Genomic DNA, 20,058 nt, shown 5'->3' with positions numbered 1-20,058 from the left:
GTCCCTGTGCCACGCCAGCCGCAGAGGGTCGATCATGCAGCCAGCCGTCCGCTATTCCGCCGATGTCGAAACCGTCGCCCCAGACGAGGCGCAGGTGATCGGCGATTTGTCCGACACCCTGCGCGACATCCTGGAAGTCACCTCAGGGGATTACGGCCATGCGGTCCGCGCCGTCCACGCCAAAAGCCACGGCATCATCCGGGCCGAGCTGGAGATCCTGCCGGGCCTGCCGCCGGAACTGGCCCAGGGGATCTTTGCCCGGCCGGGGCGGCATCAGGCGATCATCCGCATTTCCACCAATCCCAGCGATCTGCTGCCCGATTCCGTCTCGGTCCCACGGGGGCTGGCGCTGAAGGTCATCGGTGTCCAGGGGGAACGCCTGGACGGCGCCGAAGGCCGGAATCAGGATTTCATCTTCGTCAACGGCCCGGCCTTTTCGGCCCCCGATCCGGCGACTTTCCTCAAGAACCTCAAGCTGCTGGCCCGGACGACCGATCGCGCGGAATGGGCCAAGCGCGGGCTGTCGGCGGTGTTGCGGGGTGCGGAAAAGGCGCTGGAGGCGGTGGGCGGCGAAAGCGCTACCTTGCAGGCCTTGGGCGGGGCGCCGAACGTGCATCCGCTGGGGGAAACCTACTTCACCCAGACCGCCTTCCGGTTCGGCGACCATATCGCCAAGCTGTCGCTGGAACCGGCCTCCGACAGCCTGACCCGCCATACCGGCCAGATCATCGACACCAAGGGCCGCCCCGACGCCATCCGCGAGACGGTCGCTGCGGACATGCAGACAGGCGATGCGCTCTGGAACCTGCGGGTGCAACTGTGCCGCGACCTGGACAGGATGCCGGTCGAGGATCCCTCGGTCCTGTGGGACGAAACGCTGTCGCCCTTTGTCACGGCGGCCCGGCTGCACGCCCTGGCCCAGACCGGCTGGTCCCAAGACGCCGCCGATCTGGTCGACGAACACATGCGGTTTTCCGTCTGGACCGGCATCCAGGCGCATCGCCCGCTGGGCGCGATCAACCGGGCGCGGCGCGAACCCTATCGCATGTCCTCGGCCTTCCGCGCCGATTTCAACGGCTGCCCGATCCACGAACCCGCCCCCGCAGGAAAGACCGCGCCATGACCGAGGAACGCGACCAGGATCCGACGACCGTCTTCTATGACCATCCGACCGGGGGCTGGGGGTCGCTGCGCAGCGTGCTGGGCCATGCCAGCCAGAACCGCATCCGGCTGGGCGTCCTGGACACGCTGCGCCGCCAGAACAAGCCGGGCGGATACATGTGTTCGTCCTGCGCATGGGCCAAGCCGCCGTCCCCGCATCTGGCCGAGTTCTGCGAGAACGGCGCCAAGGCGACCATCTGGGATCTGACGCCGAAACGCTGCGGGCCGGATTTCTTCGCCCGCCATACCCTGACCGAGCTGCGGGGCTGGTCCGACCACGACCTGGAGGCCGCTGGCCGCCTGACCCATCCGATGCGCTACGACCCCGCCAGCGACCGTTACGTCCGCACCACCTGGGACCAGGCCTTCGCGGCCATCGGCCAGGCGTTGCAGGGGCTGGATCCGAAATCGACGGTCTTCTATGCCTCGGGCAAGGCCAGCCTGGAAGCGTCCTATCTCTATGCGCTGTTCGGGCGGCTCTATGGGCACAACAACCTGCCCGACAGTTCCAACATGTGCCACGAGACGACGAGCGTCGCGTTGAAGCGCGCCATCGGCGCGCCGGTCGGAACCTGCGTGCTGGACGATTTCGACCATTGCGACCTGATGCTGTTCTTCGGCCAGAACACTGGATCGAACAGCCCGCGCTTTCTGCACCCGATCCAGCAGGCCATCCGGCGGGGTTGCAAGATCGTCACCTTCAACCCGGTGCGCGAACGCGGGCTGGTCGAATTCATGAACCCCCAGGATCCGGCACAGATGCTGACCGGGCGTGCCACGCCGGTGTCAGATCTGTATCTGCAACTGCGCCCCGGCGGCGACATCGCGGCCATCGCCGGCATCTGCAAGCACCTGTTCGACATCGGCGCCCTGGACCGCGACTTCATCGCCCGGCATTGCCACGATTTCGATCCGTTCGAGGCCTGGATCCGCGGCCTGTCCTGGGACCGGATCCAGGCGACCTCGGGCCTGTCTCGGACCGATCTGGTCGAGGTGGCGGAACTGTTCGCGCGCTCCAAGCGGGTGATCGGCATCTATGGCATGGGCCTGACCCAGCATGTCCATGGCGGCGACAGCGTCGGGATGCTGGTCAACCTGCTGCTGATGGGCGGCCATATCGGCCGCCAGGGCGCGGGCATCTGTCCGGTGCGCGGCCATTCCAACGTCCAGGGCCAGCGGACGGTCGGCATCTCGGAAAAGCCGGAACTGGTGCCGCTGGACAGGCTGGCGCGGATGTTCGACTTCGACCCGCCCCGCGACACCGGCATGACCACGGTCGAGGTGGCCCAGGGCCTGATCGACGGCACCGTCCGGGGCTTTGTCAGCCTGGGAGGAAATTTCGGCCGGGCAAGCCCCGACCTGACCCGCACCGAGCCTGCCTGGGCCACGCTGGACCTGAACGTGCAGATCGCCACCCGGCTGAACCGGACGCATGTGCTGGCGGGACCGGGGGCCTGGCTGCTGCCCTGCCTGGTCCGGGCGGAACGCGACCGGCAGAAATCCGGCCCGCAGACCGTGACGATGGAGGACAGCCTCAGCCACATCCACGGTTCCATCGGCAGGCGACCCCCGGCCTCGCGGCATCTGCTGTCGGAAACCGCCATCGTCGCGGGCATCGCCAAGGCGACGCTGCCGCCCAATCCGCGCGTCGCATGGGACGACTGGGTGGCCGACTATGCCCGCATCCGCGACCTGATCGAGGAGACCTATCCCGATCAGTTCGCCGACTTCAACGCGCGGATGAACGAACCCGGCGGCTTCTATCGCGGCAATTCGGCCCGCGAACGCGATTGGGAAACCGACAGCGGCAAGGCGGAATTCACCCTTCCGGCCGATCTGTCCGCGCTTGGCGGCGATCCGGCCGAGGGCGCCTTCACGCTGATCACGCTGCGGTCGAACGACCAGTTCAACACCACGATCTATGGCTTTTCCGACCGGCTGCGGGGGCTGAAAGGCGACCGGATGATCGTCCTGGTGTCGCGCGCCGACATGGAGCGCGCCGGTCTGGCCGAAGGTCAGCGGGTGGCCCTGGTGACGGCCGTCGACGACCAGATCACCCGCCGGGTCGAGGGGCTGAGCGTCACACCCTATGACCTGCCGCGCGGCTGCATCGCCGCCTATTACCCCGAGGCCAATCCCCTGGTGCCCCTGTCCCTGCATGACCAGGCGTCCAAGACCCCGGCCTACAAGGGCGTCCCGGTGCGGATCGAGGCATAGGGCGTTCTGGACTGTCCGGGACGGGTCATTCGCCGCCGAACCTGTCGCGCAGCAGGTGCTTTTCGATCTCCAGCACGACCAGCGACAGCGCGCCGATGGCGATGATGGCGATGCCGTCCGCCAGCCCCAGCGGGCGCGACTCGAAAATGCGGTGCATGACCGGCAGGTAGGTGAAGGCCAGTTGCCCGGCGGCCACCACGGCGATGGTCGCCAGCACCGGGCCGGTGCCCTTGACCCCTGTCAGCGTGAACGAGGTCATGTGCAGGTAACGGACGTTGAACAGATAGAATATCTCAAGCACCACCAGCGTGTTGACGACCATTGTTCGCGCGGTTTTGATGTCGCGGCCCTGGCTCAGGGCCCAGAAGAACACCGCCAGCGAGATGGCCATGAACATCACCGACACGAAGCCGATGCGCCAGACCATGAAGGGCGTCAGCAGCCCGGCTTGGGCCTTGCGCGGCGGGCGGGCCATGACGCCCGGCTCGGTCGGCTCGAAGGCCAAGACCAGGCCCAGCGTCGCGGCTAGGATCAGGTTGACCCACAGGATCTGCACGGGCGTCATGGGCAGCGCGAAGTTCAGCAGGATCGCGGTGATGACCGTCAGCGCCTCGCCGCCATTGGTGGGCAGGGTCCAGGCGATCACCTTGCGGATATTGTCGTGGACGGTCCGGCCCTCGCGCACGGCGGCGACGATCGAGGCGAAATTGTCGTCCATCAGAACGATCTCGGCCGCTTCCTTGGCGGCTTCTGTGCCCTTGATGCCCATGGCGATGCCGACATCGGCCTGTTTCAGGGACGGCGCGTCGTTCACCCCGTCGCCGGTCATGGCGACGACATTGCCGCGCGATTGCAGGGCGCGGACGATGCGCAGCTTGTGTTCGGGGCTGGTGCGGGCAAAGACCTGGGTCCGGGCCACGGCCGCGGCGAAGTCGGCGTCAGGGATCCGGTCCAGATCCTGGCCGGTCAGCACCTGCGGGTCGCTTGCCAAGCCCAGCTGGCGGGCGATGGCGGCTGCGGTTTCCGCGTGGTCGCCGGTGATCATCCGCACCTCGATCCCGGCGCGGCGGCATTCGGCGATGGCCTCGATGGCTTCGGGGCGCGGCGGGTCGATGAAGCCGGTGATGCCCAGGAAGGTCAGCCCGTCCTGCACGTCTGGAAATCCGATCCGGGCGGTGCCGGCGGGCATCGGCTTCATGGCATAGCCCAGCACACGCTCGCCCTCGCGCGCGGTCTGGGCGATGCGGTCGGTCCACAGGGCGGCGTCCAGCGGCTGCGGGCCTGCGGGGGCGGCTTGGTCGGCGCACATCGCCAGGATCCGTTCGGGCGCGCCCTTGACCAGCAGGATGCGGCCGCCGCCCGTGTCGTGCAGGGTCGCCATGAAACGGTGTTCGGCATCGAAGGGGATGGCGTCCAGCCGCCCGCCCGCGCGTTCGGCGGCGGGGTCCAGCCCGGCCTTGATCGCGGCGGCGATCAGCGCGCCCTCCATCGGGTCGCCCTCGACCGTCCAGCCGCCGGGATGCAGTTCGGCGTCGTTGCACAGAAGCCCCGCCCGCAGCAGATCGCGCGCCAGCGGATCCGGGGCGAAGCCATGGCCGGTCGGGTCATAGCCCGCGCCCTCGACCAGCGTGACGCCATCGGCGGTGACCACCCGGCGCACGGTCATCTCGTTGCGGGTCAGGGTGCCGGTCTTGTCCGAGCAGATGATCGAGGTCGCGCCCAGCGTCTCGACCGCGGGCAGGCGGCGGATCACGGCGCGGCGGGCGGCCATGCGCTGCACGCCGATGGCCAGGGTGATGGTGATGACGGCGGGCAGCCCCTCGGGGACCAGGCCCACGGCCAGGGCCACCACCGCCATCAGCGCGTCGTCCCAGGCATAGCCGCGCAGGGCCACGGCGAAGGCAAAGACCGCCGCCGCGCCGACGAAGGCGAGGATGGTGAAGCGCCGCGCGAAGGCGTTGATCTGGCGCAGCAGCGGCGTGGTCAGCGTCTCGACCTGGCCCAGCAGGGCGCTGATATGGCCGATTTCCGTGGCCCGGCCGGTGGCGGTCACGACGCCGCTGCCCTGTCCGGCGGCGACCAGGGTGCCGGAAAAGGCCATCGACCGGCGGTCGCCCAGCGGCGCGCCTTGGGCCACCGGATCGGTGGATTTCGACGTGGCGACGGATTCCCCGGTCAGCACCGCCTCGTCGATCAGCAGGCTGCGGGCGGCGATCAGGCGCAGGTCGGCGGGCACCCGGTCCCCCGCCTCGATCAGCACCAGGTCGCCCGGCACCAGATCGGCCACGGCCACGCTGACGCGGCGGCCGTCGCGCAGCACGCTGGCGCGCGGGGCGATCATGCCGCGAATGGCGTTCAGCGCGCTTTCCGCCTTGCCCTCCTGCAAGAATCCCACGACCGCGTTGACGATCACCACCGCCAGGATCACGCCCGCATCGACGTAATGGGACAGGGCAAGCGCGGCGGCCGCGCCCGCCAGCATGAAATAGATCAGCGCGTTGTTGAACTGGGCCAGGAACCGCAGGATGGCCGGACGCGGCCGCGCGCCCGGCAGGCTGTTCGGGCCGTGCCGTGCCAGACGGGCGGCGGCCTCGGCCCCGGTCAGGCCCGAGGGCGAGGCGTCGAGCGCCGCCAGGATCTCGGCCGCGGGGCGGGCATGGGCGTTTTCGGGCGCGCGCGGGTCGGTCATCGGGTCACCGTCGTTCTGGAAAAGGGGGTTCAGACCGGCGATGCGCGCCGATGGCGCGCCGGGAAGGTCATCGAATCGCGGATCAGGCGGCTTCGCGGGCGGCCGGGGCCGCGTCCCTGACCGCGCGGGCAAGGCGGTCGCCGTCCTGCTGCGCCAAGTCCAGCAACTTGCGCGCGTATTCGCCCTGGATCGCGGCGGCGTCCATCGGCGTGCCTGCGCGGGCCAGGTTCCGCAGGCAATCGGCGCGCAATTCCGCCATCCGGGCGATGGACAGCAGCGTCTCGCGCCACAGCATGTCCTGGACCCGCAAGGGCCAGGCCAGCACCTGGGGCAGGTTGGTCATCCAGGGGACATCCGGCAAAGCGGCCGTCTTCGGCGTCGCGGTCTTGTCGTGTTTCATATCCATGATCCTGTCTGAAAGCGCCTGAACCATAGGGACACGCCCGGCCGGGAACCTTGACCCATGTCAATACCGGCTGGCAGTCCTTACGCTAGAGGATAAACCATTCCGCGACCCGCAACCACCCAAGGACCGCGATGACCGACCAGACAATCCCCCCCGCGCGCCCCGCGCAGATGCCGGCCGCCGATCAGGATGCCACCCTGGGCCTTGCCGCCTTCCAGGCCATGGACCGGATGCGAGAGGCGCTTGGCGGACAACTGACCGGCGGCGTCTCGCCCGGATCGCTGGCGCTTGCGGGCTTCGACTGGGGCTTTCACCTGGCGCAGGCCCCCGGCAAGCGGGCCGAACTGCTGTGGAAGGGCGCGCGCAAGACCGGGCGGCTGATGACCTGGCTGATGTCCTCGGCCATCGACCCCAAGGCGCCGCCCGCGATCCAGCCGCTGCCCGGCGACAACCGCTTCCGCCACGAGGGCTGGGGGCGGATGCCGTTCTCGGCCCTGGCGCAGGGATTCCTGCTGGGCCAGCAATGGCTGCACAACGCCACGCACGAGGTGCCGGGCGTGATGAAGCATCACGAGGATGTGGTGTCCTTCGCCGCGAAACAGTGGCTGGACATGTTCTCGCCCTCGAACAACCCGCTGACCAATCCCGAGGTTCTGGCCCGGACCTGGGAAACCGGCGGGACGAACCTGTGGCGGGGCTGGCAGAACTGGCTCGAGGACGCGGTGCGGCTGCTGAACCGCCAGCCGCCCGCCGGGGCCGAGGCCTTCCGCCCCGGCGAAACCGTCGCCGTCACGCCCGGCAAGGTGGTCTTCCGCAACCACCTGATCGAACTGATCCAGTACGCGCCGTCGACCGGGCAGGTCCGACCCGAGCTGGTGCTGATCGTGCCCGCCTGGATCATGAAATACTATATCCTCGATCTGTCGCCCGAAAACTCGCTGATCCGCTGGCTGGTCGGACAGGGCTTCACGGTCTTCGCCATCTCGTGGCGCAATCCCGACGCCACGGACCGCGACCTGACGATGGAGGATTACCGCCGCCAAGGCGTGACGGCGGCGCTGGATGCGGTGCAAGCCATCGTGCCGGGAACGCGGGTCCATGCGGCGGGCTATTGCCTGGGCGGCACGCTGCTGGCGATCGCGGCGGCGGCGATGGGCGCGCGGGCCGGGGACCGGCTGGCCTCGCTGACGCTGCTGGCGGCGCAGGTGGATTTCACCGAGCCGGGGGAACTGGCGCTGTTCATCGACGCCAGCCAGATGCATTTCCTGGACAGCATGATGTGGAACCGGGGCTATCTGTCCGACGACCAGATGGCGGGGGCGTTCCAGTTGCTGCGGTCGAACGACCTGGTCTGGTCGCGGCTGGTCCACGATTACCTGATGGGCCAGCGCAGCCCGATGACCGACCTGATGGCCTGGAACGCCGACAGCACCCGGATGCCCTGGCGGATGCATTCCGAATACCTGCAACGGCTGTATCTGGACAACGAACTGGCCGCCGGGCGCTTCATGGTCGAGGGCCGCCCCGCCGCCCTGCAGAACATCCGTATCCCGATCTTCGCGGTGGGCACCGAACGCGACCATGTGGCGCCCTGGAAATCCGTCTACAAGATCCACCAGTTCACCGATACCGAGATCACCTTCGCCCTGACCTCGGGCGGGCACAATGCCGGGATCGTCAGCGAACCCGGCCATCCGCGCCGCCATTACCGCATCGGCACCCGCCCGCAGGACGGCGCCCTGGTATCGGCGGCCGACTGGCTTGCCGCCCATGAACCCGACGCGGGATCCTGGTGGCCCGCCTGGGCGGGCTGGCTGGCCGCGCGGTCGGGCGATCCCGCCGCGCCGCCCGCGATGGGCGCCCCCAAGGCGGGCTATCCGCCGCTGGGCGACGCCCCCGGCACCCATGTCTTCCAGCGATAGGAGCGCGCATTGTCCGAGGCCCTGAAGAACCACACCTTCGCCGCGCTGAAGATCGGCGACCAGGCGTCCATCACCCGCACCGTGGGGGTCAACGACATCTCGCTGTTCGCGGCCGTGTCGGGCGACGTGAACCCCGCCAACCTGGATCCGGTCTTCGCGGCGGGCGGTCCCTGCGGCCACAGCGCGGCGCATGGCATGTGGACTGCGGCGATGGTCTCGGCCCTGCTGGGCACGCGCCTGCCCGGACCGGGCACGATCCACCTGGAACAATCCGCCCGCTTCCTGGCCTCGGTCCTGCCGGGCGACACCATCACCGCCACCGTCCGCGTCGCGGAAAAGCGCGATCCCGACCGGATCGTGCGGCTTGACACGCTGTGCGTCAACCAACGCGGCCAGCGGGTGCTGGAGGGCAGCGCGACCGTGATCGCCCCGGCGACCGACATGACCCTGCCCGCCGCGCCCGCCCGCCGGGCGGTGCTGCTGCCGGCCAGCCGCTATGCCCCCTTCATCGACGAGGCGCGCGCCCTGCCGCCGATCCGCGCGGCCATTGTCCATCCCTGTTCCCGCGCCGCCATCCTGGGCGCCGCCGAGGTCCGCGACGAGGGTCTTCTGGAGCCGCTGCTGATCGGACCCGAGGAAAAGATCCGCGCCGCCGCCGCCGATGCGGGGGTGTCCCTGGACGGCATGGCCATCGAGCCGACGGAACACAGCCACGCCGCCGCAGCCCGCGCGGTGGAACTGGCCGTGGCCCGCCGGGTCGAGGTTCTGGTCAAGGGCAGCCTGCATTCGGACGAGCTTCTGGGCGCGGTGGTGGCGCGCGAATCCGGGCTGCGCACCGGGCGGCGGATCAGCCATGCCTATGTCATGGACGTGCCCGCCTATGGCAAGCCGGTGATCGTCACCGATGCGGCGATCAACATCGCGCCGACGCTGGACCACAAACGCGACATCGCCCAGAACGCCATCGACCTGATGCGGCTGCTGGGCGCCGACCAGCCTCGCGTCGCGGTGCTGGCGGCGGCAGAGACCGTGAACCCGGCCATGCCCGCGACGCTGGACGCCGCCGCCCTGACGGTGATGGCCGCGCGCGGCCAGATCACCGGCGGGCTGGTCGACGGCCCGCTGGCCTTCGACAACGCCATCAGCCCCGAGGCCGCGCGGACCAAGGGCATCGCATCCTCGGTCGCCGGGCAGGCCGACATCCTGCTGGTCCCGGATCTGGAGGCCGGGAACATGCTGGCCAAGCAGCTGATCTATTTCGCGGGTGCCACCGCCGCAGGGCTGGTGCTGGGCGCGCGGGTGCCGATCGTGCTGACCAGCCGCGCCGATCCGCTGTCGGCCCGCATCGCTTCGGCCGCCCTGGCCCGGCTGATCGTCGCGCGCCGCGCCGCCCCCGAGGTCCGGGGATGAGCGGCGCGTCGATCCTGACCTTCAACGCCGGATCCTCGACGGTGAAGCTGGGCTTCTACGCCGTCGCCGACGACCGGCCCCGGCCGCTGGCCCGCGCCGTGATCGACTTTCGCGACGACCCGTTCGAGGTGCGGCTGACCCTGGACGGGCGGCACCTGGCGCAGCGCCTGCCCGATGCCGGTGCCGGGGACATGACGGCGGTCCTGGACGCGGCGCTTGGCTGGCTGGGCGGGCATGTCGACCTGTCGGACCTTGCGGCGATCGGCCACCGGGTGGTCCATGGCGGCGACCTGTTCACCGGACCCGCGCGCATCGACGAAGCCAGCCTGGCGCGGATCGGCCAACTGTCGCGGCTGGCCCCCCTGCACCAGCCGCAAAGCCTGCGCCTGATCGCGGCGGCGCGGACGCTGTTTCCGGGGCTGTTGCAGACCGCGTCCTTCGACACGGCCTTCCATGCCAGCCAGGATCCGCTGGCCCGCCGCCTTGCGATCCCGCGCGCGCTGCACGACGCGGGCATCCGCCGCTATGGCTTCCACGGCCTGTCCTATCGCCACATCGCCGGGGCGCTGCACGACCTGCCGCCCGACGCCCGCGTGGTGGCGGCGCATCTGGGCAGCGGCGCCAGCCTCTGCGCGATGCAGGGGGGCGTCAGCCGCGACAGTTCGATGGGATTTTCGACGCTGGACGGGATCCCCATGGCGACCCGCTGCGGCGCCCTGGATCCGGGCGTTGTGCTGCACCTGCTGGGACCGATGGGCTGGAGCCTGGAGCGGGTCGAGCGCACCCTCTATCACGAAAGCGGGTTGCTGGGCGTCTCGGGCATCGATGCCGACAGCCGCGAGCTGCTGGACAGCGACCGCCCCGAAGCCGCCGAGGCCATCGCCCTGTTCTGCCTGCGCATCGCCGGAGAGGCCGCGCGCCTGGCCGCGACGATGGGCGGCATCGACGCCCTGGTCTTCACCGCCGGCATCGGCGAGCATCAGCCCCGGATCCGCGCGGCGGTCTGCGAACGGCTGGCCTGGCTCGGCCTGGATCTGGACCCCGCCGCCAACGCGGCGAATGCCCGCCGGATCAGCACCGTCGCCAGCCGCATCGCCGCCCTGGTCATCCCCCCAGACGAGGAACAGGTCATCGCCGAGGAGGCCTTGGACCTGCTGGCCCGGCGGGGCGCGTCCTAGGGATCGACGGCCCCTTCCGGGGCGCGGGGTTCGCTAATAAAGATCAATGAAACCTTCCCCGGGCCGGGTTGTTACCCCAAGCTTCTTTGGGGTGGAACATGCCGGGCTGGATCGCTGCGATTTCCGATTACTGCTCGCAGGTTCCGCCCAGCATTCCCGCAGTTCCGGCCCATCCCGGTTTCTGGTCCGCCGCGCGCTCTCCGGCTGGACGGTCTCGCCCGGAAGCAATCGAGGTCAGCGGCGGTTATCTGGAGCGGCTGCCCCTTTCGGCGGTGGCCAGCGGTCTGGTCGATCACGCCGAGATCTGGTCCTTTGCGGGCCGGGACGGGGAATCAGACCGCGACAGGGGGCTGCCGGATGGCACGCCCGATCCCGCCAATCCGGCCCTGACCCGCCGGGTCTTTCGCGCCGACGGTCCCGCCCCCCATGCCTCGGCCGATGCGGTGGATTTCATCCGCACGGTCGGTGCCCCGGATGTCCTGTGCGTCTGGGGTCTGGGGGTGGATGCGGCCCTGCTGGAGGCCTGCGCGGGGTCGCTGAAGATCTATAACTCGATCGATGCGCCGGCGCTGCGCATTTCCGACGATCTGGCGGCGCGCTTCGACCTGTTCCTGACCGGCGCCGACTGGCAGTCGCGCGACATACAGGCGCGCATTCCCGGCGCGCGCACGCTGGTCCTGCCCATTGGCCCGGCCTTCGCATCCGGGCAGACCTTCTTTCCCACCGGCGCCGACAAGGACCGGGACGTGGTCTATGTGGCCTGCGCCCAGCCCTACAAGCGTCACGACATCCTGTTCGACGCCATGGCGCGCCGCCCCGGCACGCGGGGGCTGCTGGTGGTGGGCTATGGCCACCAGACCGGCGAATTCCGCGACCGCGCCGCGCGCGAGGGGCTGGATCTGGAGATCGTCGGTCCCCCCGGCGTGCCCCATGCCGAGGTGAACCGCCAGATCAACCGCGCCCGCGTCGGCGTCGTCTGCGGCGTGGACGACGGCGCGCCCGCGATCCTGACCGAATACCAGCTGGCGGGCCTGCCGGTGCTGGCCAATGCGCGGCTGTCCTGCGGGTTGCAATTCGTTACGCCGGAAACCGGCATCGCCGCCCATGAGGGCGCCGATTTCGCCGAGGCCCTGGACAGGCTGCTGCGCGACCATGCCCGTTACGACCCCCGCGATGTGGCGCTGTCCCGATGGGGATGGCAGCCCAGCATGGCGGTGCTTTCCGAAAAACTGACCGAAATCCGCAACGCAAGGACGGTGCCATGAACGACGCGAACCCCCTGACGCCCTTCGCGCTTGCGGCCCGGCCCGTGCTGATCTGCTTTTCGCATCTTCGCTGGGATTTCGTCTGCCAGCGTCCGCAGCACCTGATGTCGCGCTTTGCCGAAAGCCACCGGTTGTTCTTCTGGGAAGAGGCGATCCCCACCGATCATCACTTGCCCTATCTGGAATTCCACGCCTTTCCCGGCACCGCCGTCCAGGCGATCCGCCCCCGCGTCCCCGCCGCCTGGGCGCCCGAGGATCAGGCCCGCGCGCTGACGCAGCTGCTGGACCAGATGATGGGCGTGGCCGGGATCCACCGCCCGGTGCTGTGGTTCTATACGCCGATGATGTGGCCCATCGCCGCCCATGTCGAGGCGGCGGTGGTGGTCTATGACTGCATGGACGAACTGTCCGCCTTCCGCTTCGCGCCGCCGGACCTGGCCGCGAACGAGACCGCGCTGATGGCGGCGGCGGATGTGGTCTTCACGGGCGGCCATTCCATCTATGAGGCCAAGGCCGGGCGGCATGCCAACATCCATCCCTTTCCGTCGTCGGTGGACACCACCCATTTCGCCCGCGCGCGCAGCGCCGGGCAGGAACCTGCGGATCAGGCGGGGCTGCCCGGCCCGCGACTGGGCTATTACGGGGTGATCGACGAACGGCTGGATCTGTCGCTGGTCGCGGCCCTGGCTGCGGCCCATCCCGACTGGTCGGTGGTGATGATCGGACCCCTGGCCAAGATCGGACCCGAGGATCTGCCCCGCGCGCCCAACCTCCACTGGCTGGGGCAGCGCGGTTACGACCAGTTGCCCGCCTATCTGTCGGGCTGGGACGTGGCGCTGATGCCCTTTGCCATGAACCAGGCGACGCGCTTCATTTCCCCCACCAAGACGCCGGAATATCTGGCGGGGGGCGTGCAGGTCGTGTCGACCCCGGTGCGGGACGTGGTGCGCCATTACGGCGATCTGGCGTCAGTCCGTATCGCGGCGGATGCCGAGGGCTTCGTGCGCGCCTGCGAGGAAGCCCTGGCCGCCAAGGGCCGCCCCGGATGGCGCGACCAGGCCGACCGGCTGCTGGCCGATCTCAGCTGGGACAATACCTTCCGGCAGATGCGGACGCTTCTGGACGCGGCGGCCGCGCGCAGGCGGCATGGCCCGCAGGTCGTCATCAGCCTGTCCGCCCCCCGGATCCGGCGCGGCGTCCGCAAATACGACGTGACCATCTGCGGCGCGGGTTTCGCCGGATCGGTCCTGGCGCGGCAATTCGCCGAAGTGTCGGGCAAGCGCGTGCTGCTGGCCGACCGGCGCGATCATGTGGCGGGCAATGCCTTCGACTGCCTGGACGCGGCCGGGATCCTGATCCACCGCTATGGCCCGCATATCTTCCATACCAACAGCGACGACGTGTTCGACTGGCTGGGCCGGTTCACCGAATGGCGCCCCTATGAACACCGCGTGCTGGCGCGGGTGGGCGACAAGTCGGTGCCGATGCCGATCAACCGCGACACGCTGAACGCGCTTTATGACCTGGACATGCGGTCCGAGGCCGAGGCGCAGGCTTTCCTGGCCCGGCAGGCGCAGCCGATGGACAAGATCCGCACCTCGCGCGACGTGGTGGTGAACGCCATCGGCACGGATTTGTATGAAACCTTTTTCCAAGGCTATACGCGCAAGCAATGGGGGCTTGATCCGTCGCAACTGGACAAGTCGGTGACGGCGCGGGTGCCGACGCGGACCAATACCGACGACCGCTATTTCACCGACAAGCACCAGGCCATGCCCAGGGAAGGCTATACCCGGATGTTCGAACGGATGCTGGACCATCCGGGAATCGATCTGGCCCTAGGCACCGATTTTCACGACCTGGAACCGTCCGACCGCGGCGCGCTGACCGTCTATACCGGGCCGATCGACGCCTATTTCGGGCACCGCTTCGGCACGCTGCCCTATCGCAGCCTGCAATTCGTGCATGAGACGCTGGACCAGGCCCGGTTCCAGCCGGTCGGCGTCGTGAACTTCCCGTCCGAGGACGTGCCTTATACCCGGATCACCGAATACAAGCACCTGACCGGCCAACGCCACGCCAAGACCTCGATCAGCTACGAATACCCGTCGGCCGAGGGCGATCCCTATTATCCCATCCCCCGGCCCGAGAACCACGAACTGTTCCGCCGCTATGACGCCCTGGCGGCGGCCGAGCCGAACGTGATCTTCGCAGGGCGGCTGGGCAGCTATCGCTATTACAACATGGACCAGGTGGTCGGGCAGGCTTTGGCGATCCACCGGCGGCTGACCACACGGCAGGCCGGGACTGCCGCGATGGCGCCCCTGGCATGACCGCCGCCTGATGCGCTGCCTGCTGCTGACCGACAGTCCTGAACCTTCGGGCCTTGGCGAACACATGCTGACCCTGGCCGCGAACCTGCCGCCCGGCATGGCCTTCCTGGGGTTTCCCGACCATCCGGCGGGCCGCGCCCTTGCAGCGCGGGCGGCGGATCGCGGCGTTCCGGCGCAGGTCTTCGATCCGCGGGATGCCGGGCCGATGATCGCGGCATCACCGGCCCGGATCGTGCATATCCATGCGGGCATCGGCTGGGAAGGCCACGACCTTGTCGCCGCCGCCGCTCAGGCGGGCAGGGCGGTGATCCGCACCGAACATCTGCCCTGGCTTCTGACCGATGGCGGCCAGATCGACGCCTATGCCCAGGCCAGCCGCGACCTGGATGCGGTCATCGCCGTGTCCCAGGCGGCGGGCCGGGGCTGGCGGGCGGCGCTTGACGGGATGGCGCGGGCCGACCTGCCGGTCCATGCCGTGCCGAACGGAACCGCCCCGCCCCCCGTCCCTTACCAGGGCGGCGACGGGATGCGGCTGTTATGCGTGGGCCGCTTCGCCCCGCAAAAGCTGCACCGCACCCTGCTGATCGCCCTGGCCCGGCTGCATCGGCGGGGCATTCCCGCGCGGTTGGATCTGGCCGGTCCCGAACCGGGCGATCCCTGCCTGACCCGCTGGGCCGCGCGCCTGGGCCTGGGCGACAGTCTGGCTATCCTGGGACGGCGCGACGACGTGGCCGCGCTGATGGCGGCGTCCGATCTGCTGGTCCTGCCCTCGGGCTTCGAGGGGCTGCCGCTGGTCCTGCTGGAGGCCATGTCCATCGGCCTGCCGGTGGTCGCCACCGATGTCCCCGGATCGGCCGAGGCCCTGGGTCCAGATCATCCCTGGCTGGTTCCGCCGCGCCGGTCGCGGCCGCTGGCCGATGCGGTGGCGCAGGCGCTGACCGACCGGCCGGGCCGCGAGGCGGTGGCGCGGGGCGGGCGCGACCGCTGGACCCGGCATTTCACCGCCGCCCGCATGGCGGCCGATACGATGCAGGTTTACCGCCGCGTGCTGCGGCAGCGAAACGAGGACGGAATGACCAAGACAAGACTGGGCTTCATCGGCGCGGGCGGCATTGCCCATCGCCATTTCGGCGTCCTGCGAACCATGGAGGACGTGCATATCGTCGCCCTGTGCGACCCCGACCGGGACCGCGCGGCCCAGGCGGCGCGCGATACCGGCGCGGTGGCCTATGCCGATCACGACGCGATGCTGGCGGCCGAGGATCTGGACGCCGTGTTCATCTGCGTGCCGCCCTTCGCCCATGGCGCGCCGGAACGGGCCTGCATCGACAAGGGCCTGCCGTTCTTCGTGGAAAAGCCGATCTCTCTGGACGTGGCGCTGGCCCAGGACATCGCCGCCCAGGTCGAGGCCGCGGGCCTGATCACCGCCGTCGGATACCACTGGCGCTATCTGGACACCATGGACGAGGCGCGCGGCCACCTGGCCCGGAACGCGCCGCATCTGATCCAGGGCTTCTGGCTGGACCAGACGCCGCCTCCGCAATGGTGGTGGCATGACGACAAAAGCGGCGGGCAGGTGGTCGAACAGGCCACCCATGTGATCGACGCCGCGCGCTTTCTGGCGGGCGACGTGACCGAGGTCTTCGCCATGTCCGCCCGCCGCGACCGCGACGATTTCGCCGGGCTGACCGTGCCCACCGCCACCGCCGCCACGCTGCGTTTCGCCAGCGGGGCTATCGCCAACCTGTCGGCCACCTGCCTGCTGCGCTGGAACCACCGCGTCGGCCTGCATGTCTTCGCCGACGGCATGGCCCTGGAAATCAGCGACCACGACCTGATGGTCGATGTGGGCCAGGGCCGCCCCCTGCGCCATGCCCAGGGCGATCCCGTCTGGCGCGAGGACCGCGATTTCATCGAGGCCGTGCAGGGCCGCGAGAACCGCATCCGCTGCCCTTACGGCGAAGCCTTGATCACCCACCGCGTGGCGCTTGCGGTCGCGCAATCCGCCCGCGACGGCGCCCTTGTGAAGATGGAGGGGCTGCGGGCTGACCCGCAGCCGATCTTTCGTCAAACCTCTGCGCAAAGCCCCGACCATGCCGCATGAGCATCGCCATATCCGGTCCCTGGGCATCGAACGTCCTCATGAGCCTTATTTCTTCGGCTATGACGAAGGGCCGGCGGGCGACGGGCAGGTGCGACTGGAGCTGCTGTATACCGGCCTGTCGGCGGGGACCGAGCTGACCTTCCTGAAGGGCACCAACCCCTATCTGCACAGCCGCTGGGACGACGGTCGGGGGCTGTTCATCCCCGGAGAGCCGTCCGCGCATTTCCCCGTCAATTTCCTGGGTTACATGGAAGCCGCCCGCGTCACCGACGCCCGCGCGCCGGGATTCGCGCCCGGCGACGTGGTCGCCACCACCTTCGGCCACAAGACCGGCCACACGGCCGATCCGGCCCATGATCTGCTGCTGACGCTGCCCGACGGCATGGATCCGATCCTGGGCATTTTCGTGGCGCAGATGGGACCGATCGCGGCCAACGGCCTGCTGCACGCCGATGCCGACCAGTTCGGCGCGGCGGTCCCGTTTCTGGGCGCGGGGGTGCAGGGCCGTCCGGTGCTGGTCTGGGGCGGCGGCACCGTGGGGCTGTTCTGCGCGCTGTTCGCCCGGCAGGCGGGGGCTTCGGAAATCGTCGTCGTGGACCCCTCGCCCTTCCGGCAGGACATCGCCCGCCGCATGGGCTTCACCGCCCTGGCCGAGGACGACGCGGTGCGCCACGCGAAGACCTGGCACCACAAGGTCGGCGGTCGGGGCGCGGAATACGTCTTCCAGACCCGCGCCCGGTCCGACAGCCTGCACCGCTGCCTGCAAGCCCTTCGCCCGCAGGGCACGGTGATCGACCTGGCCTTCTATCAGGGCGGCCTGGACGGCGCGCGTCTGGGAGAGGAGTTCCACCACAACGGGTTGTCGATCCGCTGCGCGCAGATCAACCGGATGCCGCGCCCGGTGGCCCATGCCTGGGACCAGCGGCGGCTGGCGCAGGAAACCCTGCGCCTGCTGGGGGCCGAGGGCGATCTGATCCGGCAGCACATGATCACCCATGTGGTGCCCTATGACCAGGCCCCGGATTTCCTGCGCCGCCTGGTCACCGAGCGTCCCGATTTCCTGCAAGTCGTGTTCCAGACATGAGCGCGGACGACACCCTCGCCTGGGGCGTCATCCCGCCCGAGGTCTTTCCGCAGCCGCATGACGGCCACGACCTGATCCGCATCACCTTCGTGATGGCCTGGCTGGTCGTCGGCGGCGAAGAAACCGAGATCCGCCTGCTGGCCCGCAACCTGCCGCGCGACCGATATCGCATCACCGTCATTCCCTGCTTCCGGAAAGAGGGGATGCCGCACCAGACCCATGACCAGCTTGCCGAACTGGGCGTGCAGGTCGATACCACCCCCTATGGCCTGGGGTTCGAGGAGACCGTGGACTATCTGCGCCGCAGGCTGGCGGGGGCGGATGTGGTGGTGTCCTGCCAGAACGTCGCCGACATCTATCCGGCACTGGAACGCATGGCGCTGCGCCCGCCGCTGATCGAACATGGCGGGCTGGTCTCCGAGGCCCTGGCCGGGCCGAAGCATTTCACCGCCCGCTATGTCGGCGTCTGCGACAGCATCCGCGCGGCGGCGGCATCGAAGATGCCCGATCGGACGGGGGATGCGCTGGAAATCCCCTCGATGGTGGATTTGGACGAGTTCCGCACCGATGTCCGCGCCCCGATGCGCGCGGCGCTTGGCGTGGCGCCGGACGAGATCCTGATCGGCTGGGTCGGCCGCCTGGACCGCAAGAAGCATGTCGAGGATTTCATCGCGGCCGCCCTGCGCGTGGCCTCGCTGGCGCCTCGGGCGCGTTTCGTCGTGGTGGGCGGGCCCGACGCCTTTATGCCCGACTATGCCGACGACCTGCGCCGCATGGCCGAACCGCTGGGCCAGCGCATCGTCTTCACCGGCAACCGCAAGGACGTGCCGGACCTGCTGGCGGCCATGGACATCTTCTGCTGGCTGTCGCGCGGCGAAGGTATGCCTCATGTCATCGCCGAGGCCGGCGCGGCGGGCCTGCCGGTCATCGCCACCCCGGACAACGGCGCCTTGCAGCAGATCGCTGACGGGTCCAGCGGGCTGTTCGTCCCGCATGAGGATCCCGCCGCCGTGGCCGATGCCATGCTGCGCCTGCTGGACGACGCGCCCCTGCGCGGGCGGCTGGGGGCGGCGCTGCGGGCGCATGTCCACGCCACCTATTCCGCCGCCGTGGTGGTGCCGCAATGGCGCGCGCTTTTCGACGCGGTGCTGGCCGAACGCCCCGCCGCGCCGCCGCCCGAAACCTTTGACAGCTTCGTCCTGGGCGGGTGGGAGGCATCGACCCACCGGCTGCGGTCGGGGCGGCGGCTGGACGTGATCGCCTCGGTCGGGCATGACAGCCATGCCGCGCAGGATTACCGGCAATTGGCGAGCCTGGGCATCCGCGCCTGCCGCGACGGCGCCCGCTGGCACCTGATCGAGACCGCGCCCGGCCGCTACGATTTCGCTAGCCTGACCCCGATGATGCAGGCCGCCCGCGACACCGGCACGCAGGTCGTCTGGGATCTGCTGCATTACGGCTGGCCCGACGACCTGGACATCTGGACCCCCGCCTTCGTGGACCGCTTCGCGCGCTTTGCCCGCGCGGTGGCCATCCATCACCGCGACCTGACCGATGCCGTGCCCTTCTGGTGCCCGGTGAACGAGATCAGCTTCTTTGCCTGGGCGGGGGGCGACGCGCAATACCTGAACCCCTTTGCCGCAGGCCGGGGATACGAGCTGAAATGCCAGCTTGCCCGCGCCTCGATCGCCGCCATGGCGGAGTTGCGCGCCGTCGATCCGCGCGCCCGCTTCGTCCATGCCGAACCCCTGCTGGCGATCCATCACGATCCCCATAACGGCCGCCCCCTGTGGGAGGCGCAGGGCTATCACGACGCGCAGTTCCAGGCGTTCGAGCTGATCTCGGGCCGGATGTGGCCGCAGCTTGGCGGCGATCCGTCCTTCCTGGATATCGTCGGCGTCAATTACTACTGGAACAACCAGTGGATCCACGGAGGCCCGCCCATCGACATGGACCATCCCTGGTATCGCCCGCTGTCCGACCTGCTGGTCGAGGTCGCGGCCCGCTATGACCGGCCCCTGATGATCGCGGAAACCGGAACCGAGGGCGCGCGTCGTCCCTCCTGGTTCGCCTATGTCCGCGATCAGGTGGCGCGGGCGCGCAGGCGCGGCGCGCGGGTCGAGGGGATTTGCCTCTATCCCATCGCCGACCATCCCGGCTGGGACGACGACCGGCTGTGCCCGAACGGCCTTCTGGGCCACGATCCCCGACGCGGCCCGCGCAGGGTCGAACCGGGCCTGGCGCTGGAACTTGCCCTGCGCCATGTCGGGCTGGGCTAGGGAACCCCGG

Annotated in this window: 12 protein-coding genes; 10 read left to right on the top strand and 2 right to left on the bottom strand. The window is 69.5% G+C overall.

What is annotated here, in order from left to right:
* Positions 1-34 precede the first annotated feature (34 nt).
* Positions 35-1,123, top strand: a complete 1,089-nt coding sequence (locus ACTJI6_RS06055; RefSeq protein ID WP_440798750.1) for a catalase family protein — start codon at positions 35-37, stop codon at positions 1,121-1,123.
* A complete protein-coding gene (locus ACTJI6_RS06050; RefSeq protein WP_440798748.1) occupies positions 1,120-3,378 on the top strand; it encodes an FdhF/YdeP family oxidoreductase in 2,259 nt (752 codons plus the stop codon). Before ACTJI6_RS06055 ends, ACTJI6_RS06050 begins: the two co-directional genes overlap by 4 nt.
* Before the next feature lie 25 nt (positions 3,379-3,403).
* Here the strand turns inward: ACTJI6_RS06050 and ACTJI6_RS06045 are convergent, their stop codons facing one another.
* Positions 3,404-6,067 (bottom strand): cation-transporting P-type ATPase, encoded by a 2,664-nt coding sequence (locus ACTJI6_RS06045; RefSeq protein ID WP_440798746.1) that lies wholly within the window; start codon positions 6,065-6,067, stop codon positions 3,404-3,406.
* Between the two features lie 82 nt (positions 6,068-6,149).
* Positions 6,150-6,467, bottom strand: coding sequence for a hypothetical protein (locus ACTJI6_RS06040; RefSeq protein ID WP_440798744.1), 318 nt, complete (start codon positions 6,465-6,467; stop codon positions 6,150-6,152).
* A gap of 176 nt (positions 6,468-6,643) precedes the next feature.
* Between ACTJI6_RS06040 and ACTJI6_RS06035 the strand changes: the two genes are divergently transcribed.
* The 8 genes from ACTJI6_RS06035 (at position 6,644) to ACTJI6_RS06000 (ending at position 20,048) form a co-directional block, all read left to right on the top strand.
* The gene (locus ACTJI6_RS06035) at positions 6,644-8,395 is read left to right on the top strand and encodes a PHA/PHB synthase family protein (RefSeq protein ID WP_440799140.1); all 1,752 of its coding nucleotides are present in this window, start codon (positions 6,644-6,646) and stop codon (positions 8,393-8,395) included.
* Positions 8,396-8,404: 9 nt separating this feature from the next.
* Positions 8,405-9,805 carry a bifunctional enoyl-CoA hydratase/phosphate acetyltransferase gene (locus ACTJI6_RS06030; RefSeq protein ID WP_440798742.1) on the top strand — a complete coding sequence of 467 codons (1,401 nt, stop codon included), beginning with the start codon at positions 8,405-8,407 and terminating at the stop codon, positions 9,803-9,805.
* Positions 9,802-10,983 (top strand): acetate/propionate family kinase, encoded by a 1,182-nt coding sequence (locus tag ACTJI6_RS06025; RefSeq protein WP_440798740.1) that lies wholly within the window; start codon positions 9,802-9,804, stop codon positions 10,981-10,983. The genes ACTJI6_RS06030 and ACTJI6_RS06025 overlap by 4 nt, the downstream gene beginning before the upstream one ends.
* Positions 10,984-11,081: 98 nt before the next feature.
* A complete protein-coding gene (locus tag ACTJI6_RS06020) occupies positions 11,082-12,248 on the top strand; it encodes a glycosyltransferase (protein ID WP_440798738.1) in 1,167 nt (388 codons plus the stop codon).
* Complete coding sequence (gene glf, locus ACTJI6_RS06015; RefSeq protein WP_440798736.1) at positions 12,245-14,581, top strand: UDP-galactopyranose mutase; 2,337 nt, start codon at positions 12,245-12,247, stop codon at positions 14,579-14,581. The genes ACTJI6_RS06020 and glf overlap by 4 nt, the downstream gene beginning before the upstream one ends.
* Positions 14,582-14,591: 10 nt before the next feature.
* Positions 14,592-16,685: a glycosyltransferase gene (locus tag ACTJI6_RS06010; protein ID WP_440798734.1), complete on the top strand. Its 2,094-nt coding sequence runs from the start codon at positions 14,592-14,594 to the stop codon at positions 16,683-16,685.
* A complete protein-coding gene (locus ACTJI6_RS06005) occupies positions 16,675-17,769 on the top strand; it encodes a zinc-binding dehydrogenase (RefSeq protein WP_440798732.1) in 1,095 nt (364 codons plus the stop codon). Before ACTJI6_RS06010 ends, ACTJI6_RS06005 begins: the two co-directional genes overlap by 11 nt.
* A complete protein-coding gene (locus tag ACTJI6_RS06000) occupies positions 17,766-20,048 on the top strand; it encodes a glycosyltransferase (protein WP_440798730.1) in 2,283 nt (760 codons plus the stop codon). The genes ACTJI6_RS06005 and ACTJI6_RS06000 overlap by 4 nt, the downstream gene beginning before the upstream one ends.
* The last annotated feature ends 10 nt before the right edge of the window (positions 20,049-20,058 follow it).

Origin of the sequence: Paracoccus sp. 22332, assembly GCF_052045125.1 — a bacterium.
GTDB classification, from domain to species: Bacteria; Pseudomonadota; Alphaproteobacteria; order Rhodobacterales; family Rhodobacteraceae; genus Paracoccus; species Paracoccus haematequi_A.
This window is presented reverse-complemented; position numbering and strand designations above follow the sequence as displayed.